Consider the following 25,027-nt stretch of genomic DNA (forward strand, 5'->3'; position numbering starts at 1 on the left):
AGAAGCGGTTGGATAAAGTACATCTAATCCGCCGAATTCTATGGAATCCCTTAAAAGCGAGCAAAATAAGTGTTGTTTATCCATCTGCTGTTCCCATAGGAGGTATTCCACCAGCAGCAAATGGAGAAAATCCAACTAATTACTACATGTATCCCGGTGACGCAAAATGGGATATCCAAATCTCACCTGCGTACATTGCCGCACTCAGAGCTAAATGCCTAAAACGGTAGTTAATCTGCGGGCAGATATCTCCAGCCCCCGTAAGCCGTAACGTTCTCGGCTCCGGCGGCGGCATAGCCTTCGCAGATGAAGCCGGTCACTTCCCGGCCGTCCGCAAGTATCACCCGCCCCAGGCCCAGCGGGGCAGGAATGAGCGACGCGAACGACCCCAGCGATGCCACCGGCATCTGCCACAGCTCCAGCTCGACAGCACTTCCCCCTGCCGCCTGTCTCAGCAGGCCCGGCTTAGCCGGCACGGTAGGGAGCTTAACCAGCTCATAGCATGCAGCAGTCCGCGCTTCCTGCCAAAAGCGCGCGCCATGCTCCAGCATCTGCTTCTCCAGCGGGAAGCCGCGCATGTGCAGCCCGCAGACCGCCAGGGTAACCATGCTGGACGCTGGTAGTTCGGCACCAGCAGCAGCACCAGTACCTCCAGCCTCACCAGCTTCAGCCCCAGCAGAAACACCTGTAACACTAGCACTTCCGCTACCCTCCGACTCCAGCGATTGGTGCTCTGCCAGAAGTTGAGTCCCGGCCCCAGCAGAACTACTCGCACTCTCACCAAGACCATCCTCCCACCCCGGAGAATCCCCCTCCGCCAGAACCTCCGCGGCTCCGGCAAGCAGATGCTCGCTGTCCGCCAGAGCGAACAGCGTTATGCCGAACGGCAGGTTCTCCGCCGCTTCCCCGGCGGGAATTGCAACCGCCGACAGGTCAAGCAGGTTGCAGTGATTGGTGTAGCGGCCCATATCGGAGTTGGCCCCTACCGGGTTTGCAGCCACCTGCTCGCGGGTCCAGGTTCCGCCGCAGGTCGGCAGGACCAGCACCGCGTCCCGCAGCAGCAGCTCCGCTGCCCGCTTATACTGCTGCAAGCGGTGCATGGCCTGGAACAGGCTCGAAGCGGTGTGGCGCTCCGCTGCCCCGGAGGAGAGAATCGACTCCGTCACCGGCAGCACAGCTTCACGGTGACTCTCTACGAATCCGGCCAGATCCGCCCAGCGCTCGGCTACCCAGGGACCGTCGTACAGGATGGCTGCCGCTTCGGAGAACAACGTACAGTCCACCCGTTCAACCGGCAGCCCCAGCGCCTGTACCGCTGCTTCGGCCCGTTCCCAGGCCCGGTGGTATTCGTCCGCATGGGGTCCATAGAAGTCCAGCGGCGCTTCCGGCAGCAGCAGCTTCCCCGGCAAAGCGGCAGCTTCCCACTTCACGGAACGTGACCACGGATCGGCTGCATCGAAGCCACGTGCTGCGCGGTCCACCGTGAGTGCATCCTCCAGATTGTGCGCGAATACAGTGACACAATCTAGGCTGGCACACGCCGGCACTACGCCGCGCACCGGCCAGGCGCCTAGGCTGGGCTTGTAGCCGACCAGCCCGTTCAGCGCAGCCGGCACACGGCCCGAGCCTGCGGTATCGGTGCCCAGGCTGAACACCGCCTGGCCCCGGGCTACGGCAACCGCCGAACCGGCGCTGGAGCCGCCGCTGATGTATTCGGGACGCAGGGCATTATGCGTCTCGCCGTAAGGGCTGCGCACACCGACGAGTCCGGTGGCGAACTGGTCCAGATTGCTTTTGCCGACAGGGATCGCCCCCGCAGCCACCAATCTCGCCACAACTGCTGCATCCGCGTCCGGCTGATAAGCGAATTCAGGACATGCCGCCGTCGTGGGCAGCCCCTTCACATCGATGTTATCCTTCACCGCGAACGGAATGCCCCACAAGGGATGCTCCTGCGGATTCAGCTCTTTGAGCGCTGCCAGGAAGGGAGCGATCTGCGCCGCGGCGGGCGGTTCAATCCAGATGTTCATCTCCTTGTCCCGCTCAGCGCGGCGGATGATCTCCCGGATGACCTCCTCCGGGTCCAGCGTGCCGTTCAAATACTGCCCCCGCAGCCAACCGGCAGTCAGCTTGGCGGGCCATTCTGTTGTTGCTGTCATCAGGCTTCATCTCCTTCTCTGTGTATCGGTGCCGGACCTGCGACCCTTGCCCATCTCATGCAGCTTCAGCGCGAGCTGCAGCTCCAGCATATCGTCACCGTCATCCTGGCTTAATCCCAGCAGCTCACAGGCCCGGTCGATCCGGTAGGTGACCGTATTATAATGAGTGAACAGCTCGCCGGAGGTCCGCTTCACGTTGCGGTTGCACTTGAAGTACAGCTGGAGCGTCTGGAGCAGCGAAGCGTTATGCTTGCGGTCATACTCCAGCAGCGGGACAATATACTGATCCCTGTACTCGCTGATTTCCTCCAGCTCAGGCAGATGGTACAGCAGCCGGAAGACACCCAGCTTCCGGTAATCGACATAAGACCCGCTGTAACCGCTGATTTGGCGGATACGGGCGATTTTGCGGGAGGATTCATAGCTGAACCGCACCTGATCGGGGCCATCCGCAAGATCGCCAATACAGAAGGCGCAAGTCTCACTGACAAACACCCGGTTCATCTCGGCCAGCAGACGCCCCAGCGTCTCCTCCAGCGGAAGCTCCGGCTGCTCCGGCACGGTCAGGACCAGCTCCCCTTCAAGGATGGTGAGCTTCACATGCTGAAGGTCTGCCCGGGCACGCACCCGCTTCACTACCTGCTGCAGCTGCTTAAGCTCGGGCTTATCCTCCAGCCATCCGGCGGATACCGCACGCAGCGGGCGCTCCGGGAGCGGACAGCCGCAGGCCGCGCCGCGCAGCTTCAGATCCTCGGCAGCAGCAATCCGGCCGCTGATCCAGTCCTGCAGGAACTGGTCCACATACTTCAGCTCCACCTCGCGGCGGGCCCCTGCGTTGATCATCTCCAGCCCGACCAGCACACCGACCCGGTCAATCGTTAACTGATCCACTACCGACAGCTCGCTGTTCCACTCCAGCAGCACCAGCAGACATTGGTCTGCCCCCTTGTCATTGACGGCCGAGACATAGGCGCGGATACGCCGTTCTCCAACTGTGAGGAATGTAATGCCGAGACTGCCTTCCTGGCGGAGCTGTATCCAGGCCGGAAGCTGCTCTTCTAACTTCAGCGCCTCCGCCTGCGGAGAACAGAAGACCTGATCGGTATCATCCAGCAGGACGACCGGATTATGCAGCATGCCGTCCAGAGTCAGCAGGAAATCCTCAATCCCGTCGCCATGGAGCAGCTGCTTCGACAGCTTCTGGAACCGGCTCTGGAGCTGCGAGAGCTCCCGCGCCTCCTGCACCAGCACCCGCTCCATAATGTCGCGTACCACATCGGAGAAGGAGGTGGAGGCGGGCAGCTCGAAGATCGGGAACCCCAGCTGATCCGCGAGTTCCAGCGCCCTCGGCGGAATCTCATCGATATAACGTTTGGTTTTGATCCCGAGCGCGGACACTCCCTTCTGGTTCAGCTGGGGAATAATCTCTGCGATCAGCTCCGGCCGGTTATGAAAGGGGAAGCCGCTCGTAATCAGGAACTCCCCCGGACGCACCCAGTCAATGACATCGGGAACCTCCATTACATTGACCCGGTTAATATAACGCCCAAGGCCCCCGGCTCCGGCCAGCAGGGCCGCTTCCTTCAGGTCGGGAATCAGCAGAATATCGCTGCAGGTCAAACCGGTAATTACATTGCTGCCCATGGCTCCGCCGCCTTTACTATAGCTTGGAAGAATAGATATCCTCGATTAGTGTAGTGCCGAAGAAGCTGTTGGACGGCACCTCCGCCTCCGCCGGTACAAAAATACTGATCTGCTCCGAAGGAGAATCCCCTGTATTCCTGACAGAATGGACTACGCCCGCAGGCACATGGAACGTATCTCCGGCCCGGTAGCTGTGCCACTCCCCGTCACATAGCAGCTTGACCTCTCCTACGGTAATATGAATGATTTCGACTACATCATGATAATGCGGCAAGACTTGGCCACCGATCCCCAGCTTCTCCCACAGAATCGAGCTCATCCGGATACCCAGGCGGTCCGCTTCCTTTGCCGAGACAATCTCCCGGTGATACAGCTCTATGTGATTCGGCATAAGCTCCCATGTCATATCTGCTGCTGCCAGCACTTTCGTTTCCTGTGTATGCATATTCGATTCCCCCATGATGGATAAAATGTAGTTGTATCCCAACTCTGCTACTTACGGCGGAACACAGCCGCCACCGGCCCTCCGCCCTTTGGCCCCTGATGCTCGCCTCCGCCGGAGACGTAGATCATCGGGTCGCCGCCGACATAGGCCAGCACACCGCCGACTACAGCCCGCGCATGGCGGGTATGATTGATATCCGAGTCATCCAGCATGATATGGCGGCGTCCGCGGATGACACCATCGGGATCGGCTTCTGCCTTGGCCAGCACCTGCACCAGCTCTTCACCGGGATAACGGTCCAGCAGGCCCTGAAGCGCAGCGCCATCCACAGCATCCTGCATGACGGCATGGTCGATGTGGTACGGGCCGTCCGCAGACAACGAATTCCCGAACACAATCACTTCACAGCAGGACAACTCACTGCCCGCCGAAGTGGAGGCTACCGCGCTGAATTGAGTCCAGTCCGTGCAGATCTCTTCTTCCTGCAAGGCTGCACGATCCACCTCACCCAGCGCTACCCCGGCACCCAGTGCAGAGGCCCCTCTGGAATATCCCATCGATTTATAAGTATCCTCTGTGATGAGCGATACCTCACGGCTATGCGCGTCATAGATCTGCTCAGCGGTAAGCAGCGGACACTTGATTTGTACAAAATGCACATCTCCTGGCGAGGTAATGCCCGCATCCTTAACCGCACGGGCTACAGCATCCGCCACGGCGTCTACCTGAGGGAGCCGTCCCAGCTCCTCCGGCCGGAAGCTCCGGGTTCTTGCCACACCAATGGCGAGCGACTTCAGGCCATCAGCAACCACACCCGGCTCCCCCCGTCCGCTGCGGCTGATGACCGTGAAGTGCGGGCTGAGCACCCCTTCCGTACCGCCGGACATCACATAAGAGATGTCGGCAGCTCCTCCTTTTGCCGCTTCAGCAAAGAATCCTTTCAGCGCCATAACCGCATAACCCCGCGTAAAATCATTCACACAGCCGTTGCCCTCCGTCTTCCCCAGCACCGCGACCACTTCCTCCGGCCGGAACAGGCCTGCTTCCACCGCTGCGCTTAATCCCGACATATCATGCGGCGCGCCTGCTGGGATGCGGATTACCGAGCAGTTCATCATAGATCATCGCTCCTTGTCCAGAAAATAACCCGTTTCTCCAGCAGCCCGATACCCCAGAACAACAGCAGGCCGCACAGCGCCGAAGCAATAATGGCCGAGAACATCACCGGCGTATCCATATGATAGGAAGAGACAAGCACTACATAACCGAGTCCCTTATTGGCACCGACGAATTCGCCGACGATGGCTCCGACAATGGCAAGCGAGGTGGAGATTTTGAGGGCAGAGAAGATATAAGGCAGACTTGTCGGCAGCCGCAGCTTCCAGAAGATTTCGCTCTTCGTCCCTTTATAGGTCGAGAACAGCTCCCAGGCTTCGTATTCAATGGCCTTAAGACCTTTAACACTGTTCACCAGAATCGGGAAAAAGCAGATCAGCATCGAAGCGATCACCTTCGAGGTATATCCGGTCCCCAGCCAAACGACCAGCAGCGGGGCCAGCGCCACCAGCGGCGTAGTCTTAAGGGCGATGGCCAGCGGGAACATCCCCTTCTCAATGGGCTTGGAATGCACGAAAATCACTGCGGTAGCCAGGCCGAGGATATTGGCAAGAATGAACCCGGTCAGAGCTTCGCCCAGCGTAACCAGCGTATGCGACCAGAGCGAGCCATTAATAGCCGAGACTACCTGCGTAGGCGCAGGCAGCAGATACATAGGAACCGACAGGAGACGTACAGCCAGCTCCCATAGAAGCAGGAAGCCGAGCGCAAACGTGACCGGGTACAGGGTGTCTTTGATTTTGACCGTCATAGATGCTTCACCCGCTTTCTCAGTTCCTTGACAATCCGGTGGAATTCCGGCAATTCTTCCATACCTGCCTCACGCGGGGAGGGCAGCGTTACCGGAATGATATCCGTCACACCGGCGGGCCGGGGAGACATCATCACGACCCGGTCTGACAGCAGCGCGGATTCATGGATCGAATGGGTGACCATCACAATGCTGCTTAGACTGGTCTCCGGGCTCTCCCACAGCCGCAGCAGCTCGAAATTCAGCTTCTCACGCGTCAGCTCATCCAGCGCACCGAACGGTTCATCCATCAGCAGCACTGTCGGATCGGCCGCCAGAGCCCGGGCAATCGCTGCCCGCTGCTGCATCCCGCCGCTGAGCTGATGCGGGAAGTGGTTCAGATAATCCTGGAGACCGACCAGGCGCAGGGCACTTTCCGCTTTTTCACGTGCCTCAGCCTTGCTGAATTTCTTCTTCTCGCCCAGTTCAAGCGGCAGCATTACATTCTGCAGCGCACTGAGCCACGGCATCAGGACCGGCTTCTGAAAGACCATGCCCAGGGACAGATCCGGGGAAGCATACGCCACCTCTCCACCGGCTTCCGGGCTTAACAGCCGCAGCATCAGCCGGAGTGTTGTGGATTTCCCGCAGCCGCTCGGTCCGAGAATCGAAATGAACTCATTGCGGTATACATCAAGGCTGACCTGATCCAGCACAGGCACGTTGCCGAAGGAAAGAGAGCAATTGCGCAGGGAGAGCATGGTTTCCCGGGTACCGGGATGCTGCGCGGCGGCAGAATTCAGCTGTTCTTTGATCGCTGTTGTCATTATCGGGTCCCTCCTTATTTCAAAAACTCGTTGGTGAACAATCCGCCTAGGTCCTGTTCCTTTTTCACAAAGCCCAGCTCGACCAGATTCTTCTGCAGCGTCTCCCAGGACGCCTCGTCCATCGATCCCAGCGGGAGCTTCTCCGGATCAAGCAGCGGAATGCTGGCCTTCATCATATTGACCTCATGCTTCAGATCCAGCTTCTCGCCATATTTCAGACCGAATTCCGCCGCCTCCTCCGGATGCTTGACCGCATAATCCCAGCCCTGCATAGACGCCTGCACGAAGCTTGCGACCATCTCCGGGTCCTTCTTGATGACAGACTCCGTAGTGAACAAGGTATCGGCATAGAAATTGATGCCATAGTCGTTCGGGTCGATAATATTCACTTCCTTGCCCTGCTCCTCTACAGCCAGAACTTCATTAATAACATATCCGGGCCAGGCCTTAACCTGACCGGTTAACAGCGGACTCAGATCATATTTGACCGGCATTTCTTCGATTTGCGAAGGGTCGATGCCCGCGCTTTTCTCCATGGCACGGAAGGTCAGCTCTTCGTTGCCGCCCAGCTTAATGCCCACCTTTTGCCCGACAAGATCCTCCATCGTCTTAATCCCGGACTCTTTGAGCGTGAACATGACGAACGGGGTTTTGCGGTAGATCGCGGACAACGCTTTGACCGGGACGCCTTTCTCTCTGGCGATAACGACCTGGTCAGCACCGGTAACTCCGAACTCCTCACTGCCGGAAGCTACCATCTGCACAGCCGGGAAATCCGAGCCCCCCGGACGGATCTCAACATCCAGCCCCGCTTCTTTATAGAAGCCTTTTTCCACTGCGGTATAAAAGCCGGCAAACTGCGCCTGGTGAATCCACTTCAGCCGGAGCACCACCTTTTTCAGCTCGCCCGAGCCTTCCGCTCCCTGGCCTTCGGCCTTCCCGGCTTCCGTATGGTTACCGCAGGCAGTCAGGAGCAGCATTAGCGAGGTTAACAGCATCAGCGCTTTCGTTCTGGACTTGTTCCACATGGTTATTCCCCCGTTTATGAATGATTTAGTATTGCTCCAGCGCACGCAGCACCGCTTGTGAATCACTTACACTGCCGAACACCCCGCCCTGCATTTGAACCATACTCAGCGCCGCCAGGTGATTCGCTTCATCCGTTGCTCCCGTGCAATCCGCAAGGATCAGACACTCGTACCCGCGGTCATTGGCCTCCCGCATCGTGGTGTGTACACAGACATCGGTAGTAATACCGGTCAGAATCAGATGGGTAATTCCTTTATTCTTCAGGATCAGGTCCAGGTCCGTTGCATAAAAGCTGCCTTTGCCCGGCTTGTCTATAATGTACTCTCCGTGGGCAGGCGCCAGCTCCTCAATGATCTGCCAGCCGCGCTCCCCCCGCACGAGGATTCGTCCCGCCGGTCCTTCGGAGCCGATCTCGGCCCCGATCTGGCGGCTGCGCCACCTTTTGTTCGCCGGCAGATCCGACAGATCCGGCTTATGCCCCTCGCGGGTATGGATCACGGTGAACCCTTCGATGTCCCGGATACGTGCCAGCAGCCGCTGAATGGGCTGAATCGCTCTTGCCGTTAATGAGAGGTCATAACCCATTCTCTCGACGTAACCGCCCTTGCCGCAAAAATCCGTCTGCATGTCGATAATCATCAGCGCTGTCTTCGCCGGGTCAACTGCCCCGTCATAAGGCCAGATGTAAGGTGTTGCTGCAATCTGCATGATTTATGCTCCTCTCCTGATGTCGCTATCTCCATTAATGTTATTTTAGTTAACATTAATTCGCGTTTCCTTGGTATGAGTTAGATTATATTACAATGAATTTGGGATGTCTTCGGTTTTATTACGAAATAATATACTGAATGTTTGTGTTTATTTACATATCTAACATATACATTACACAAAAACACAAAGCTTGGTCGTCGCTGCCGTGAACATTTGGCCGTCCGCTGCTTTTTTCTTTTTCCACCTGCCGGGCGCAGAGGACAGTTCCCCCTTTTCTTGTTCTCATGGCTTCCATAAGATGTAAGCGCTGGGAAACCAGTTTTTTTGTCGAAATAGAGCTGCATATTTCGAGTTTTTTGATAAATAGGCATAATATAGTTGAAAAATAGCTCTTTAAGTACTAGAATTAAGCTTGTTTGCAGAAGTTAATGCCACGCAAGAACTATTTATGACTCTTTTTGTCGATTACAGTCGACTACAAATAACCACCTCTACAGGATGTATATCATTGATCTATTTCTAAAGGCAAACTTCCCGAAAGGGCAGGACGCAAAGCCATGGGCCTAAGAACGCCAAATCCCGCGTTTAAGGTCGCCAGGCTGCCAATAGAGACCACTTAAGCCGGCTGTTCACGGGAAGTCCTCCCGGGCTTGATGATGTTCTTTTTCTGTACGAATTGCCATTGATCATACGAAAAAGTGAGGTTACAACCATGCCGCAGCATTATATCGAACCAAGCCGATATGAATTCGTAGAGTCCCTGATGCTCGAACGTAAAGGGCTCCTGGATTCATTCTCTGTGGAGGGCCGAGCTTCTGACGGGACACATGGAGATAAGAATGGAATTATCCTCGTGCAGGACAACCAGATATTCATTACGCCTCCGCTGCCCGGAGGCGCTCCCGCCCGGATTTCTGCGATCCACCCTGTTGTCCTGAAGATCAACTGGAAGACCGTTACAGAACCAACCGAGGTGACGAAGGCGGATTATATCACCTGGGAGATCTGCGAGAAGCCGCAATACGAAATTACCGTATCGCCTGACAAGCTCAAGGTCCACTTCACTCTATACCGTGCAGAGAAGTACGCCTGGAATCTGGTCAACTGTCCCGCTGCTTTCGAGGCGGTCGTCCGTGCCCAGCCCAACCCGGCGATGCTGCTGTCCACGCTCACTATAGAACAGATTATCGCCTCACTGGACAACCGTTTTATTCTGCGCAACCTGAACATTCCCGCCCTGTACGCGGAGCTGGAGAACCCTACATATCTTCCCGTATGCATCGCTGAAGGAAGAGCCCCGCTGCCCGGCAAGGAAGCACGGCTGGAATTCCTGCTGCCTGAGCATACACTAGAGGGGAACCGGATGTTTCAGGGACAGGGAGCCCCGGATCAGAAGCCTGCGGAACCCTTGGAGTATCTCCGTTTCCCGGGAGCCCCCTTTACCTTCGCAGGCGAAGTCTTCGCCCGCAAACTGCCGCCGGAAGAGGGCATTCCCGGCTTCGACACAGACGGCAGAGTCCTGCCCCCTCCCCCGCCGCAGGATATCTACTTCGCTGCCGGTAACCATGCCAAGCTCCTCCCCTGTGGTAATATCGTGGCCCGGCATACCGGCAGACCCCGCATCTGCGGAGGAAACGGCAGCGTCCGGATATGTGATTTCCCTCCGGTCCGTCTGCTGACCAGGGAGACGGCGGATACTGCGGGCGATGTTATGTTTGCAGGCGACGTCATTGTACCGGGAGATCTGGAAGGACCTGTACGTATCGAAGCCCTGGGTAATGTGTACGTCTATGGAGATATACGCCAATCCACAATTATAGCTACCGGCAGTATTTATGTTAGCGGCCAGGTCACCGGCAGCGGCCTGTACGCCGGACACGCGGGGGTACAGCAGCATCGTCTGCACAGCCTCGCAAGCCTGCTGCGGACTGAGGCGGACGGACTGCGTGAGGCAGCGCGCCAGCTGGCCAAGAACGTGGAATCCCGCCAGCAATCCGTGAAATACGGCCTGGTGGTCATGCTGCTGCTGGAGGGTAAATACAGCCACCTCGAAAGCCTGATCCGCGATCTCCAGGCTGCGCTGAGCCGTATGAACGGGGCGTTCGGCTCCGGCACGGACCAGCTCTGGCAGATGCTTGAGGTATTCGCCCATCCGGGACAATTCACCGGGTACATCACAGACAGTGTCCTAAGCCGCTTCTCCAGGCTGCTCCTCAAGCTGGGCGAGGAGATTGAGCTGCTCCAGGAGGAGCATGCGGTGATTAATCTTGCCCGGTCGCAGGAGAGCCGCCTGGAGTCTGGCGGCAAGCTGCTTGTGCGTGATTCCTGCTAAGACTACTACTATATAAGGAGAAGTGAGAGCGTGCGATATAACCGTCTGGGCAATAGCGGCCTGCAGGTATCTGCTCTGGGTCTTGGAACCAATTCATTCGGCAAACGCGCAGATCAGGAGACCTCGGTCCGCATTCTGCACACCGCTATGGATCAGGGCATCAATTTCATCGATACCGCCAATATCTATGCCGGCTCTGAATCGGAGCGGATCATCGGCCTTGCGCTTGAAGGCAGACGCCAGAGCGCAGTGCTGGCGACCAAAGCCGGATTGCCGAAGCATGAGGGACCCGGCGGCAGCGGCTCTTCGCGCCATCATCTGATGCAGGAGCTGGAGGGCAGCCTGCGCCGCCTGAAGACAGACTATGTGGATCTGTATCAGATCCACACCTTCGACCCCTACACACCGCTGGAGGAAACACTGCGCACGCTGGATGATCTGATCTCCGCAGGCAAGGTGCGGTATATCGGAGCCTCCAATTATGCCGCCTGGGAGCTGATGAAAGCGCTCGGGATCAGTGAAGCCCGTAACTGGGCGAAATACATCTCCATCCAGTGCAGCTATTCGCTGGCTGACCGCACGCCCGAAGCCGAGCTGCTTCCGCTCTGCCTGGATCAGGGCCTGGGCATCATCCCGTACTTCCCTCTGGCGGGCGGCATCCTTACCGGCAAATATGCCGGAAGCAGCCGCGCCCCTGCCGGCTCCAGAGCAGAGACTGATCCGAACTTCCGCCGCTTCCTTACCCCGGAGCGCATCTCGCTCGGGGAGCAGGTTCAGGCCATTGCGGAGGGGCAGGGCACCTCACCTGCGGCTCTATCCCTGGCCTGGCTGATGAACCGGCCCGCCGTCTCCACGGTGATTGTCGGCGCGACTACAGTAGAGCAGGTAGAGCATAATCTGCAGAGTCTCTCTGCTTCGCCGGATGCGGGGATACTTGAGCAGCTCGACCAGGCCAGCGCCGCCTTCCGCACCGGCGAGCCGTTTGCGGTCTACCGGCTGCCGTAAGCGCTGACGTTCATATCCATATACAAACAAAGCGAGCCCCCGTATACGGAGACTCGCTTTTGTGTATTTTGGCTAATGATGAATTTGTATTATACCGCAGCGATGAACCGTTCCATGTCTTCCTGTACGGTAGTAATACCGCCGATGCCGAAGGTATCTACCAGAACCTTGGCTACATTAGGCGACAGGAAGGCCGGAAGTGTAGGGCCCAGGTGAATGTTCTTCACGCCCAGATGCAGCAGCGCCAGCAGTACAATCACCGCTTTTTGCTCATACCAGGCAATGTTATAGGAGATCGGAAGATCGTTGATATCCGCAAGACCGAAGACTTCCTTCAGCTTAAGCGCTATAACCACAAGAGAATAGGAGTCATTGCACTGGCCGGCATCAAGCACGCGGGGAATTCCGCCGATATCGCCAAGCGCCAGCTTGTTATATTTGTATTTGGCACAGCCTGCGGTCAGGATCACCGTGTCACTCGGCAGCTCTGCCGCGAAGTCGGTGTAATAATTCCGGCTCTTCATCCGTCCGTCGCAGCCGGCCATGACGAAGAATTGCTTGATGGCGCCGCTCTCTACTGCTCCAACCACCTGATCCGCCAAATTCATTACAGCCGCATGGGCGAAGCCGCCGATGATCTCGCCTGTCTCAATCTCCACTGGAGCGCTGCAGCTCTTAGCCTGCTCGATCAGAGCTGAGAAATTCTTCTCTCCGTCCGCGCCTGCCGCGATATGCTGAATTCCCGGATAACCGGTATTGCCGGTAGTGTACAGCCGGTCCTTGTAGCTGTCCTTCGGCGGCACGATGCAGTTCGTGGTCATCAGAATCGGACCGTTGAAGCTGGCAAACTCCTCATTCTGCTTCCACCATGCATTGCCGTAGTTGCCTACGAAGTGGCTATACTTTTTGAAGGCCGGATAGTAGTGGGCCGGCAGCATCTCACTGTGCGTATACACATCTACTCCGGTACCCTCGGTCTGCTTCAGCAGCGCCTCCATGTCCTTGAGGTCATGACCGCTGATCAGAATACCAGGGTTCGTGCCTACTCCAATATTGACTTTGGTGATCTCCGGATTACCGTAGGCTGCGGTGTTAGCGCGGTCCAGCAGCGCCATCACATCCACGCCGAACTTGCCGCATTCCAGCACCAGAGCCGTCAGCTCACCGCCGCTCAGATTGTTATCCAGCGCAGCTGCCAAGCCTTTTTCCATAAAAGCATGTGCTCCTGCTTCGTAGAAGCCCAGTACCGCGGCATGCTCCATGTAGGCAGCCATTCCCTTCAGGCCATAGGTCAGCAGCTCGCGCAAGGAGCGGATATCCTCATGCTCCGTAGCAAGCACCCCCACCGTGGCCGCCTTGTCCATCAGCTCTTCATCCGTCACTGCATTCCAGATCGCCGCGTCATGCTCCGACAAATAGGCCATCACTCCGGCATCAGCCACTCTGCTGCGCCACAGATCCCGCAGGGCCAGCCCTTCCCGGATCTTCGCAGTAAAGTATTCCGGCACAAAGTTGGCATTGGTAATCGTAGCGAACAAGCTCTCTATGATAAATTTCTCCGACACCGCATCAGTAATCCCCAGCTCACGCCCGCTGCGCGCGAAGATGGCAATACCCTTAAGTGTATACACCAACAGATCCTGCAGATTCGCTACCTCACTGGTCTTGCCGCACACCCCCTGAATCGTACAACCCGTCCCCTTAGCTGCCTCCTGACACTGGAAACAAAACATTTCGCTCATTACCTGATCACTCCTTATCATTAATGGAATCGCTCTGTGCCTCGCCTTTACAGTTACCAATAATTGTAGTAGACTTTCGTCTATCAATCGGTAACGAATGTTACCAATCACTACACATCGGGAGGAAAAGTATGAGACCGGAGCCTGCTTCGCTGCAAGCCTGCCTGCTATTTCGCGGAAAATCCGCAGATGAGATCGAACAGCTGCTGCATACATTGGCTTACGCGGTCAGCTCCTACCATAAGAATGCGATTATTCTGGCAGAGGGTGATCGGGCAGAACGGCTTGGAATTCTGCTCTCCGGCCGCATCGAGGTGCAGAAGACACACCCCACCGGCAGCAGTGTGACCATCGCACATCTGAAGGAAGGCCAGACCATCGGGGAAGCCGTATTGTTCCGCAGGAATAACACCGTGCCCGCTACGGTTACAGCCACAGGCCCCTGCAAGGTAATGTTCATCAGCAAGCAGGAGCTGCTGAGATTATTCGCGGCCGACACCGATATCCTCACCCGCTTCATCGAGAATCTGTCCGAACGGCTGGTGCTCGTGAACCGGAAGATTGAGAACCTGTCTGCCGGGCCGCTGCGCCGCCGTATCGTAGACTTCCTGCTGGAGCAGGGAGAGCAGCAGGAATCCGATATCCTGAAGCTCCCGTTCAGCCGGAAGGAATGGGCCGAGCATATGAATACCGCCCGCCCTTCCTTGTCGCGGGAGCTGGGCTTCCTGCGCGATCAGGGCTGGATCGAATTCAAGGGCAATGAAATCACCCTGCTGAACCGGAGCCGGATGCAGGATTACATCCAGACTCTGCCCTCTTCGGCAGGCAACTTATAGAGACCGCAAATGACCAAGGAGGGTACAAGCATGTCACCGTTCACTGCACAACAGATCGACCAGCTGCTGGCTGAGCACAGACAATGGTTCGCCAGCGGAGTCACGAGAACCCCCGGCTTCCGGCTGGAGCAGCTTCAGAAGCTGAAGGAGGCCATCTCACGCAATGAAGCCCGGATTATTACAGCACTGAACCAGGATCTGCACAAAAGCGAGTTCGAGGCTTATGCGACAGAAATCGGATTCACGCTGGACAGCATCGGCTATATGATGAAACATCTAAGGCGCTGGATGAAGCCGGTCAGGGTAGGTTCCCCGCTGCATCTGTTCCCGGCCAGGAGCAGAATTATCGCCGAGCCTTATGGGACGGTGCTAATTATCGGGCCGTTCAACTACCCGTTCCAGCTGCTGATTGAACCGCTGATCGGCGCCATCGCCGCCGGGAACTGCGCCGTACTGAAGCCCTCCGAGAGTACACCGGCTACCTCCGCTGTCATCGAGGATATGATCCGAGAGACCTTTGATCCCGCCTATATCAGGGTAGTACAGGGCGAGAAGGAAACGACGAATCTGCTGATTCATGCCGCGTTCGATTATATTTTTTTCACCGGAAGTGTGCCTGTAGGCAGAATTGTCATGGAAGCGGCGGCGAAGAACCTGGTGCCCGTCACCCTTGAACTGGGCGGCAAAAGCCCCGTAATCGTAGACCGGAGCGCCGACCTGGAGACCGCCGCGAAGCGGATTGTCTGGGGGAAGCTGATCAATGTGGGGCAGACCTGTATTGCGCCTGATTATCTGCTGGTCCACAGCGAGGTGGCAGCGGAGCTGATTGAGCGGATGAAGCGCTGCGTCACCGATTTCTATGGCACCGACATCAGGCATAACACAGACTACGGACGGATCGTGAATGAACGCCAGCTGCGGCGGATCGGGGCTATGCTGGAGCGGGACCGTGAGAAGCTGATTCTCGGCGGGACCGTGATCCCGGAGGAGCTGTATATCGAGCCGTCCCTAATCTATCCGGCGGATTGGAGTGACGCTTCGATGGAGGATGAAATCTTCGGCCCGGTGCTGCCGATTATGGAGTACAACCAGCTTGAAGAGGTCATTCAGAGCATCAATGCCCGTCCCAAGCCGCTCGCCCTATATCTGTTCACCGGAGATAAGCAGGTCGAGCAGCAGGTGATGAGCCAGGTATCCTTCGGCGGCGGCTGCATTAACGATACCATCTCCCATGTAGCCAGCACCCGGCTGCCGTTCGGCGGTGTCGGGAACTCCGGGATCGGCGGCTACCACGGCAAATACAGCTTCGACCTCTTCTCCCATCACAAAAGCATTGTTAAGCGAAGCACCCGACTCGATTTCGGGATTGTCTACCCGCCTTACGGCAGCAAGGTCAAGCTGGCGCGGAAGCTGCTGAAGTAGCGCGGAGTGAGACGGATAGCGCCATTGTCACGTGAATTTGCCGCATGAACACATGGCATCTCGGGCTTCAAGTTGCAACAATTACAACACTTTCACTGATGCAGCGTGTATTTAACCAATTAGAGGCGGCTGTGCCGTCCTTTTAAAGGACGGCGCCGTTGGATTTGCTCATTTAGTCCGCGTCCGGGGAATTCAGGTGCACTATTGCTCCTCATTGGCTCATCTAGCCCGCGTCCAGTCAATTCAGGTGCAATTATACTCTTCATTTCCTCATTCAGCCCGCGTCCAGGGAATTCAAGTGCACTAATGCTCCTCATTGGCTCATTTAGCCCGCGTCCAGGTAATTCAGGTGCACTATTGCTCCTCATCACTCTCCTTCAACCACACTCGGCAGAATCAGAGGTCCCTTTGTTCTGAGCACAACTTCCCTCAAAAAAAGAAAGCCACCTAATCAATAGGTGGCTGATGCTGCTACCAATACAGTAACCCAACAAGATGCAACAAACCCAATAAGCCCATTGGATATATAATTAATCTAGAGAATAGGTTCTTAAAATTATTACTTGGATGCTTCTCAAAGAAAAAATGAGCGATCGAGTGAAGAATTAAAAATATATCTATTATTATGAAAGATAACAGATATTGACTTATCAAGGAAAACAGTAAAAAGGCATATAGCGGCAGATGCAAAATTGTAAATACTTTGAAGGCACGTTCATCTGTCAACTCTCTCAGGAAGATAAACATTCTCCATTCTTTGGCTCGGATTGCATCCATTTCGTGCACAAGCAGGAGAGCAAAATTAATCGAAAAAATCATTAGTAGAATTGATGACAAACCTACACCTCACTTATTGATATACTCAGGAGTTAATCACATCCTAAATAGATAGTTACGTTTCGAGACACGGAAGGGTTCCATGTGAACTACATAATCCCACTTCTTCTCCATGTTGCCGTATTACTCTGCGAGAAAACCCGGACTTATCCGGTTCACAGCTTAACCTCACCCCTCAACCCGCAATTCGCCCCGCCACCCAGCCCGCGACCTCTTTCTCCGGAATAGGCTTGCTGATATAGTAGCCCTGAATCTTGTCACAGCGGGTCCGCTCCAGAAAGGCAAGCTGTTCCAGGGTCTCCACCCCTTCAGCGGTAACGTTCAGTCCCATATCATGGCCGATGGTGACGATGGAGCTGGCCAGCGACATATTGTTCGGGGTATCGATGCTGTCGATGAAGGACTTGTCGATCTTCAGGGTAGTAATCGGGAGCTGCTTCAGATAGCTGAGTGAGGAATAGCCCGTTCCGAAGTCATCCAGCGCAATGCCAATGCCCCTCTTCTTGAGCGCTTCCAGCTTAGAGCTGATCGCCTCGAAGGATTCCATGAAGATCGACTCGGTAATCTCCAGCTCCAGATATTCCGGCGCAAGTCCGGTATCCTCCAGCACGCTCAGCACCATCTCCGTGAAGTCGCCTTGCATCAGCTGAATGACGGAGATATTAACCGAGATATGATAGCCCTCATAGCCCTGATTCTGCAGATCCTTGGTGAACCGGCAGGCGGCGCGCAGCACCCACTCACCTATGGGAACGATCAGGCGGCAATCCTCGGCAATTTTGATGAAGGATAAGGGGGAGACGAAGCCGAGCACCGGGTTGTTCCAGCGGATCAGCGCCTCGAAGCCCCATATCTCACCGGAGCCGGTATCCACCAGCGGCTGGTAATGCAGCGACAGCTCATTATTGGATATGGCGCTTCTTAAGTGATTCTCAATAATCATCCGTTCGTCAAAATACTGCTGCATCTCCTGCCCGTAGATCATATAGCTGCCCTTGCCTGCTTCTTTCGCCTTATACATGGCAATGTCGGCATTCTTCAGGAGCTCCTCCGCATTCTTCCCGTTCTCCGGGTATTGGGCAATTCCGATACTGGCCGAGATATGCACCACACTCGCATGAAGCTGGAACGGTTCCTTGAAGCCCTGTACCAGGGAATCCGCATAACGGATCACCTCACCCGCCTCAGCCACATCCTTGAACAGAATCACAAATTCATCGCCGCCGAAGCGAAAATGCTTACTGCGGCCGTCAGAGCGGCTAAGCAGCCGTTCACCAACCTGTACCAACAGCTCATCCCCGAAGGTATGGCCCATGGAATCATTAATGTACTTGAAGTTATCGATATCCAGGAAGAACAGCGCCGCATGGCCACCGGAATGCTCCTTAATGAATCTTTGTAGTTCTTCGGACAATGACAGCCGGTTCGGCAGACCGCTGAGTACATCGTTATAGGCCAGCAGCCGGTATTTCTCCTCACTGGTCTGCAGCAGCGTCTGATTCTCTACCACCTTGTTGTACTGCTCCAGCAACTCATCCTGCAGGGCAGTCAGCTCCTCATAGGTCGATTCCAGTTCCTGATAGCTCGTCTGCAGCTTGCTCTCATAACCCTTGCGGTCCGTTACATCCACCATCGACCCGGCAAACCGGATATATCCGCCGCCCGCATTACGCAGTACCTTGCCCCGCGCCTGAAACCACTTGTATTCGCCTGCCTTGCTCCGCATCCGGTATTCAGCGTAGTAGTAAGAAGAACGACCCTCCAGATGCTGGATGCGCAGCCGGTTCTCCTGCTCGGCATCCTCCGGATGGAGGATATCCCGCCAGCCGCCGCGGCTCTCATTAATCTCATCCCGGGCATACCCGAGCAGCTCATACCAGCTGTCCGAGAAATAATAGATCATCGTAGACATATCAACGTCCCAGATTACCGCATCCGAGCCGTAGGTTGCCAGGCTGAAGCGTTCATTGCTTTTTTCCAGGTTGCTTCTAATCCTTCTGACCAGCTGCACATAGAATAACAACACCAGAATGAAGGCTACCAGCACCGCAAAAGCAGCCACGATGCTCAGCACCAGCACCTTATAGGTCTGATAGAACGAGAACGGCTCGTTAATCACTTCGCTGCCCTTCGGCAGCTTATCCGGTGATATCTTGAACCGCTGCAGCTCGTTATAATCGAACACCTTGCGCACATTGCTGTCGGTTACGACCGGGATCTTCCCCGCCTGCTCCCCCTGCAGGATACGCTGCGCCAGATCGGCCGCCGTCTGGCCCTGAATTCTACCGCTGATCAGACTGCCCCCGAAGGCGCCATGATTCAATCCAAAATCATAAATATGATACACCGGAACACTGCTGCTCTTGCCCAGTTCACCTGCAAATCTGTCGAACTCGACAATTCGTCCGGTAGAGTCGCTAAAATATGTAGTCATCAGCACAATACTGTCCGGAGACAGCGCCGACGCCGTTGCTTGGATCTGTTCCATGGACAAGCGGTTCATGGGGAACAGCTCAAGTCCCAGCTTCATTGCGTCGATCTGATCCATCACCATCTGGCCGGTTGACAGCCCGCTCTCCGAATTATCATAGACAATATACACCTTCTTCAAGGAAGGATTGATGTCCATGGCCATTCGGATGGTAGGTGTGGGATCTATTTTTTCGATAACGCCTGTAATGTTGTGGGGATTCGGGATAGCGGCCACTCCCAATTCGTTGATCCCGCTGAAAATGATCGGAGCATCATTCAAAAGCTCGTGGCGGTACTTCATCGCGAAACTCAGCGCCGCATCGTCCGTTGTGATGATCGTATTAATATGGATGTTCTGATACTTGAAGCGAATGGTCTCGTAGAAATTCCCGAGGTTACCCTGCGTGGGGTACCTTTTCCAGTCCATATATTCAGTGTAGATGACGGGGGGATTAGCTGTGCCCTTGAAACGTTCCTCTATTCCGGCACTTTGGTCATCGGTCCAGGCAAAGCCCTTCTGATAGGAATGCAGCACCAGCACATTCTGTGCGGGCAGCTCTTCGGCAGCGGCGTGGGCAGCTCCTGTTGTACACCATAAGATAAACAGAGGCAAGAGCAGGGTTCTTAACAACCTGAGATGAATTTGATCTACACGCATTCGCACACTCCCGTTCATCTATCTCAAAGTCGGATTCTGGCAAGTAGAAGGAACACTTCTGGCATGAGGCTTACAAACGAGGACTGCTTGGATACAATTATAGGGGGTAACTGTGTTTTTAGGAACAACAAAAAGCCTAAGCATTCCTTATAGGATCTTAGGCCATTTAATAAATTCAGTATTCAGGTATTTTGCATGGTACACACAGCTACTGCTTCAAAATTTCCGGCAGCACTTCAACCAGCTTCTCTCTCACAAGCGGATCAGTTGATACACCCAGGCTTGCATCAATGAAATACACTTTGCCCGCCTTAACAGCCGGGAGATCTCTCCAGATCGGCTCGGAAATCATTTTTTTGGCCGCTTCGCCTTCTTCTGCATCCATGTAGACGATAAAAATACGGTCACCCGCCAGCTCCGGCAGGATTTCAGAAGAGATATCGACGTAACCGTAGCCTTTCGGATCTTCGATCAGCTTTTGAATCGCTTCTGTCGGTTTAAAGCCGTTCTTATCATATACAAAGCTTGCCAAATAGCTGGTCGTATAGACGCTCAGTCGGTTAGCTTTTAACATATGCTGAAATACCGAGGCTGTTTCGCCCGCTTGGATCGTTCCATCCGCCTTCATCGCCTTCCACATGTCAGCTACCTTCTCTTCATGTTTGCTCAGAAAGGCTTCTGCTTCCTTTTCATGACCGAACCATTCACCAACCCGTTTAATACGCTCTGCCATGGGGTCCCACTCGTTCGTTACGAGAACCGGGGCAATTTTGGACATCACTTCAATTTGTGCGCCATCCGTAACCGAGGTGATAATCACATCCGGCTGAATCCCGATCAGCTTCTCTGCACTAATAGGCCAGCCTACATCAGGGATATCTTTAATTTGCTCTTTATATACAGCATTCTCCAGACCGCCTTGAACCAATCCTACAGGCTGGATGCCCAGTAACAAAATATCGCCTACCGTATTATCTGTATATACGACTCGCTCCGGTGAGCTTGGAATCTCCACTTGTCTGCCCGTTGAATCCGTAACGGTTCTCATTGCAGGTGCCGCTTCTTCTGCATGGTCTGTTGCAGTTGGCACTGCCGCTTCCCGGCCCGAACTAGCCTTGTTGCCGCTGCCGCAGGCGCTGATCATCATTGCCATTACAATAAACATAAGGCCTGTCCATAACCATGGTGTCTTCTTCAATATAGCTTTCATTCTGCACATCCCTCTCGAATTATCGATAATGATTATCAATATCAATTATTATATCGCTCTGCTCAGCCGCACCACAATGGATAGAACGGCTGTTTTTTTGCACCAATCGGATGGATCAGCGGGGAAGCGGATGCCTTGTAATGATTGTTCATTTGGTATAGAATCAGTTCAATTGATAATCATTCTCAAAAGGAGCTGTTTGCTTTGAATTTGAAGATGCTGCATGCTGTCAGCCCGGTAAACTCCCTGTCCTTTCAACTGCATGGCTTGCTGCAAGGCAACTTCTCTGACCCCATAGTCGTACCACAGCAGGAGCTTGCAACACACACGCTAATCTTCACACAACAGGGAGAAGGATGCCTGACTTGGGACAATGAAGAGTTCTCCATAATGTACGGAACCTGCTTTCTGCTGAATCCCCATTGTACGATTGAGATCCGCAATTCAGGCCAATCCCCGCTCTCACTGTGGTTTTTAACCTTTTCCATGCATATGAACCAAAGTCACCCGCCCGCCTTACTAGAGGCCGGAGAATTCACAGTCCCGCACTTCGAGGTGTTGGTCCGGGAGTTACAGGAAATCGCCCAGCATCAGTATACAGCTGACACACTGCAGCAAATGGCGGCACATCACAGCTTCCAGAAGCTCATGGGCAGTCTGCTTCAACATCTGGGACCACACCAAAAAACAGAAAATTCCCGGCAGGCTGTGCTGGAAATCATTGCTTCGCTGAAGGAAAATTACCAGCAGGACGTATCCGTTGAGGAGCTTGCCCGGCAAGCTAAAATCAGTAACCGCCGTTTTACCCATTGGTTCAAGCTGTTGACCGGCACCAATGTGTCGGGCTATATGACCGCTTTACGGATCAATCATGCGAAGGAGCTGCTGCTGGGCGGCGGACGCCTCCAGGAAATTGCGAATACGGTTGGCTATCGGGATGAGTATTATTTTAACCGGCGCTTCAGGCAAACCGTAGGAATATCCCCCGGTCGATTCATTCGCAATCATCACAAGAAGCAGGTGAACATTTGCGCAATGAGCTGTCTCGGCCATTTGCTTGCGCTTGGTATTCGCCCCATTGCTGCCGCCAACAACCTGACGAACAACCTGCATCTGCGCGAGCTAAGCTACGATATTCACAAGGTCAACAGCATCCCGATGCAGCTTGATGAAATAGCAAACCTTCAGCCCGAGCTCATTCTGGCTCCCTGTCAAAATGATTACGACAAGCTGTCGGCCATTGCTCCGACATTATTATTGTCAGGGAACGAACATAACCCGCTGTCCTTGCTTCGGATGCTTGGGGAAACGTTAAATAAGCAGCAGGAGGCCGAGCAGTGGGTTGTGCAATACAACCGGAAAACCCAGCGGCACCGGGCGCGGTTAGCTGCGATTTACTCGAGGGATGAGACGTTCTCCTCTATTGAAATCCGTTCGGATTCGATTTATGTATTCGGCAATTTCTGGTGCAGAGGCGCTTATAATTTGTATGACGGTCTGGAGCTCTCCGCACCAGTCATTATTCAGCAGGAAATGATAAATAAAGAGGCGTATCGTATTATTACTGAGGAGCAGCTCCCGCTTTTTGTAGGTGATCATCTCTTTTTGACGATAGTCGATCCCGGACGGTATAAGCAATTATCTGCGACTGCAAGATGGAAATCACTGCCGGCGGTCAGGAACAACCAAGTCTATCACACACCATTGGAGAAATTCCGGGTAAGCGACCCCATCTCGCTGCATAAACAACTGGACACGCAAATGAAATTGCTGCTTGCACGCTGATCAGGCAGCTATACGGTGATATTGGCCCGGGATTCAGCAATCATGCCTTAATATGAAATGAACTTAAGAATCCATCTCGCTGCACTAACGCAATCCTTGATGTACAAGGTTGCGTCCGTGAGCTGGTCAGCATTCTTAAGTTCAGCTAATATAACTATTACTTCCGCTATTAGTCTTTCTGCCCGCTCTCTTCATCCTCAATTACGCCTAATGCGCGATTCTTCTCTTTAAACTTCTCATTATGCGAGGATACATAGGCCATCATCGGGGCTTCAGGGTCCAAATATTGCTTGGCGCTATTGAGTGCCATAATGCCATCGGTAAACGTCCCGGCGATCAGCTCCACTTTGCAGCCATATGTCACGAAATCGCCTGCGGCGAACACGCCCGGGAGGTTCGTCGCCATATGCTCGTCAACGGTTACATGCCATGGTCCGAGATCTAGCCCCCAACCCTCCACCGGCCCGAAATCGCATTTCATCCCGTGATTAACGATAACCGCATCGACTTCCAGCAACTCACGTCCTCCCGTTTCCAGATGAGCGATGGCGACCTGTTCAATGCTGGTGCCATTGCTGCTATGCAGAGCTTCTATGGTATAGGGCGTACATATTTTCACTGATGAATTCCTCATATTCGAAACATGCCGCTCATGTCCGCCAAATTGGCTGCGGCGGTGTACAATCGTTACGCTTGCTGCAATCGGCTCCAGTTCATTCGCCCAATCCACCGCCGAATCGCCGCCTCCCGAGATGAGCACATGCTTAGCCCGGAAGCCCTCCAGCTCCTGAACGGTGTAATACAAGTTCGTTACTTCGAAACGGTCTGCTCCTTCGATCTCCAGCTTGACCTGCTTGCGGGCACCATAACCGATGGCCAAAATGACGGTTCTTGTATGATGCCGCTCTCCACTCGATGCCGTCAGCACAATCGTGCCATCCTCCTGGCGTTCAAAGCCTGAGATTTGCTGACCCAGTACAATCGTCGGCTCGAAGGTTCTGGCTTGCTCCACTAATTGGGCGATCAATTTCTCTCCGCGGATCGGAGTTACGCCCCCTACATCCCAGATCATTTTTTCAGGATAGGTCAGGATTCGCCCGCCCAGTTCTGGCTGCGACTCGATCAGCTTTGTCTTCAGATCGCGCATGCCGCTATAAAAGGTTGTGTACAATCCGGCTGGACCGCCACCGATTATCGTTACATCATAAAGCTCCATTGGTTTATCCATCGTCTGCCTCCAGCTTCTATAAGTTCGCTGGTAGTGTATATTTATTGCCGATAGCTGACAATGGACACAACTGCATGCCTTTATCAAATCATCTGTCTTAAAGTACATTACATTATTTGGAAAACTAAAAGATGATGCGGGATTCAGGAAGTCAGCGAACCACGGAACTACACTGCCCGGCCGAGTTTGCTCCCAACGGACCTGAGAGACCCTATTCCCAGAATAACACCACGTTTTGCAGTTTAACGGACGGAGTGGACCTTATCGTCTCTCTACGAGATGTTTAAGAGTAGAAATTCCAAGAATAAGCTCCATGGGGTCCGTTCCTTTGCCCAAGTAGTGACTTTCATCCGGAATAAGTGCGCCTCAGTCTGTATCGCCTTGCCAAACACCCTAATGAACAACTACCCCCCTCTTCATCTGGGAATACAACTTGAAGGGAGGACCTCCACTTTTGTACTCCTTCAGGTATTATAGAGATCCATCCACCTTTTTAAATCTGACGCTGTACTAGATAAAACTTGTCCTCCAAGATTCGTCTCAGTTTAATGGGGCGAGTCTTGTTCTATCTATTAAACATACGTAAGCGTCAAATAGCCTGCACCAGTTGGCCATCGTCCACGGGAACAAGGTGAAGGCCGCCGGGAGGGGGAGCTGATAGGGACTAGTTGGATTTCCTACACTTACTGATGAACAAATAAACGCGTCTAGAACAGGAGTTGGATAAACAACACTTAAATTCCCCCATTTCACCCAAAGTAGGCAAAACCAATATAAACAAATGCCCTTTTTCCACTTGCTTCCTTATATTCTTGAGAAATCGAGGAATTAAGGTACCT

19 protein-coding genes and 1 riboswitch are annotated in these 25,027 nt (G+C 54.3%); of the genes, 5 read left to right on the plus strand and 14 right to left on the minus strand.

From position 1 onward, the window contains the following. Positions 1–230 precede the first annotated feature (230 nt). The 9 genes from atzF to NST43_RS29440 form a co-directional block, all read right to left on the minus strand. Positions 231–2,159, minus strand: a complete 1,929-nt coding sequence (atzF, locus tag NST43_RS29400) for an allophanate hydrolase (RefSeq protein WP_339220913.1) — start codon at positions 2,157–2,159, stop codon at positions 231–233. 6 nt (positions 2,160–2,165) lie between these two features. Then, on the minus strand, positions 2,166–3,803 hold the full coding sequence (locus NST43_RS29405) for a PucR family transcriptional regulator ligand-binding domain-containing protein (protein ID WP_339220915.1): 1,638 nt from the start codon (positions 3,801–3,803) through the stop codon (positions 2,166–2,168). A 16-nt stretch (positions 3,804–3,819) separates the two neighbouring features. Then, positions 3,820–4,248: a cupin domain-containing protein gene (locus tag NST43_RS29410; RefSeq protein WP_209986489.1), complete on the minus strand. Its 429-nt coding sequence runs from the start codon at positions 4,246–4,248 to the stop codon at positions 3,820–3,822. Positions 4,249–4,295: 47 nt separating this feature from the next. Beyond that, the gene (locus NST43_RS29415; RefSeq protein ID WP_339220917.1) at positions 4,296–5,366 is read right to left on the minus strand and encodes a ring-opening amidohydrolase; all 1,071 of its coding nucleotides are present in this window, start codon (positions 5,364–5,366) and stop codon (positions 4,296–4,298) included. Further along, positions 5,363–6,115: an ABC transporter permease gene (locus tag NST43_RS29420; protein WP_209986493.1), complete on the minus strand. Its 753-nt coding sequence runs from the start codon at positions 6,113–6,115 to the stop codon at positions 5,363–5,365. Before NST43_RS29420 ends, NST43_RS29415 begins: the two co-directional genes overlap by 4 nt. Beyond that, entirely contained in the window at positions 6,112–6,921 is an 810-nt protein-coding gene (locus tag NST43_RS29425) for an ABC transporter ATP-binding protein (RefSeq protein ID WP_339220920.1), read from the minus strand. Before NST43_RS29425 ends, NST43_RS29420 begins: the two co-directional genes overlap by 4 nt. Positions 6,922–6,935: 14 nt before the next feature. Beyond that, a complete protein-coding gene (locus tag NST43_RS29430) occupies positions 6,936–7,949 on the minus strand; it encodes an ABC transporter substrate-binding protein (protein WP_339220922.1) in 1,014 nt (337 codons plus the stop codon). 25 nt (positions 7,950–7,974) lie between these two features. After that, a complete protein-coding gene (locus NST43_RS29435; RefSeq protein ID WP_339220924.1) occupies positions 7,975–8,658 on the minus strand; it encodes an isochorismatase family cysteine hydrolase in 684 nt (227 codons plus the stop codon). Between the two features lie 154 nt (positions 8,659–8,812). Beyond that, positions 8,813–8,947, minus strand: coding sequence for a hypothetical protein (locus NST43_RS29440; protein WP_339220926.1), 135 nt, complete (start codon positions 8,945–8,947; stop codon positions 8,813–8,815). 228 nt (positions 8,948–9,175) lie between these two features. After that, a riboswitch (cyclic di-GMP riboswitch) is annotated at positions 9,176–9,268 on the plus strand. A 75-nt stretch (positions 9,269–9,343) separates the two neighbouring features. Here NST43_RS29440 and NST43_RS29445 point away from each other — a divergent pair. After that, positions 9,344–10,993 (plus strand): flagellar assembly protein A, encoded by a 1,650-nt coding sequence (locus tag NST43_RS29445; protein ID WP_339220927.1) that lies wholly within the window; start codon positions 9,344–9,346, stop codon positions 10,991–10,993. A gap of 30 nt (positions 10,994–11,023) precedes the next feature. Next, on the plus strand, positions 11,024–11,998 hold the full coding sequence (locus tag NST43_RS29450) for an aldo/keto reductase (protein WP_339220929.1): 975 nt from the start codon (positions 11,024–11,026) through the stop codon (positions 11,996–11,998). Positions 11,999–12,087: 89 nt separating this feature from the next. Here NST43_RS29450 and hcp read toward each other — a convergent pair whose 3' ends face one another. Beyond that, positions 12,088–13,740: a hydroxylamine reductase gene (gene hcp, locus NST43_RS29455; RefSeq protein WP_209986511.1), complete on the minus strand. Its 1,653-nt coding sequence runs from the start codon at positions 13,738–13,740 to the stop codon at positions 12,088–12,090. 131 nt (positions 13,741–13,871) lie between these two features. Here hcp and NST43_RS29460 point away from each other — a divergent pair, with 131 nt between their 5' ends. Continuing rightward, positions 13,872–14,576, plus strand: coding sequence for a Crp/Fnr family transcriptional regulator (locus tag NST43_RS29460; protein WP_209986515.1), 705 nt, complete (start codon positions 13,872–13,874; stop codon positions 14,574–14,576). Positions 14,577–14,606: 30 nt separating this feature from the next. Further along, complete coding sequence (locus NST43_RS29465) at positions 14,607–15,998, plus strand: aldehyde dehydrogenase (RefSeq protein ID WP_339220931.1); 1,392 nt, start codon at positions 14,607–14,609, stop codon at positions 15,996–15,998. Between the two features lie 471 nt (positions 15,999–16,469). On the opposite strand, the gene NST43_RS29470 is transcribed toward NST43_RS29465, so the two are convergent. The 3 genes from NST43_RS29470 to NST43_RS29480 form a co-directional block, all read right to left on the minus strand. Continuing rightward, positions 16,470–16,817 carry a DUF6713 family protein gene (locus NST43_RS29470; protein ID WP_339220932.1) on the minus strand — a complete coding sequence of 116 codons (348 nt, stop codon included), beginning with the start codon at positions 16,815–16,817 and terminating at the stop codon, positions 16,470–16,472. Positions 16,818–17,010: 193 nt separating this feature from the next. Then, positions 17,011–19,965, minus strand: a complete 2,955-nt coding sequence (locus NST43_RS29475; protein ID WP_339220934.1) for an ABC transporter substrate binding protein — start codon at positions 19,963–19,965, stop codon at positions 17,011–17,013. A 208-nt stretch (positions 19,966–20,173) separates the two neighbouring features. Further along, positions 20,174–21,175, minus strand: coding sequence for an ABC transporter substrate-binding protein (locus NST43_RS29480; protein ID WP_339220935.1), 1,002 nt, complete (start codon positions 21,173–21,175; stop codon positions 20,174–20,176). 204 nt (positions 21,176–21,379) lie between these two features. Here NST43_RS29480 and NST43_RS29485 point away from each other — a divergent pair, with 204 nt between their 5' ends. Continuing rightward, entirely contained in the window at positions 21,380–22,960 is a 1,581-nt protein-coding gene (locus NST43_RS29485) for an AraC family transcriptional regulator (RefSeq protein ID WP_339220936.1), read from the plus strand. A 169-nt stretch (positions 22,961–23,129) separates the two neighbouring features. Here NST43_RS29485 and NST43_RS29490 read toward each other — a convergent pair whose 3' ends face one another. Beyond that, complete coding sequence (locus NST43_RS29490; RefSeq protein WP_339220938.1) at positions 23,130–24,188, minus strand: NAD(P)/FAD-dependent oxidoreductase; 1,059 nt, start codon at positions 24,186–24,188, stop codon at positions 23,130–23,132. Positions 24,189–25,027 lie beyond the last annotated feature (839 nt).

It is taken from the genome of Paenibacillus sp. FSL H8-0332, assembly GCF_037963835.1.
GTDB lineage: Bacteria > Bacillota > Bacilli > Paenibacillales > Paenibacillaceae > Paenibacillus_AQ > Paenibacillus_AQ rhizoplanae.